Here is a 253-nt window from a genome sequence, read left to right on the forward strand (position 1 = left end):
TAGGGCCAATTTTTGTCGCCTTATTGTCGTAATTAAAAATCCTTGAATCGAGAGGAATTCACTATGCAACAATTTTTTACTATTTTAGGTGGAATGGGTACTTTGGCAACCGAAAGTTATGTGCGGTTGCTAGATCAACGGACTCCAACAAAACGTGATCAGGACTATTTAAATTACATTGTTGTTAATCACGCAACCATTCCTGATCGGACCAGTTGGATTTTAGACCACAGTAAGCCTAATCCAACTGCAC

Annotated in this window: 1 pseudogene; it reads left to right on the forward strand. The window is 39.1% G+C overall.

Annotation, left to right across the window (positions count from 1 at the left end):
• Positions 1-63: 63 nt before the first annotated feature.
• Positions 64-253, forward strand: a pseudogene (locus ACFIK0_RS09435) (aspartate racemase); the annotation flags it as partial.

This window comes from Bartonella sp. CL63NXGY (assembly GCF_042194905.1).
Classification (GTDB): Bacteria; Pseudomonadota; Alphaproteobacteria; order Rhizobiales; family Rhizobiaceae; genus Bartonella.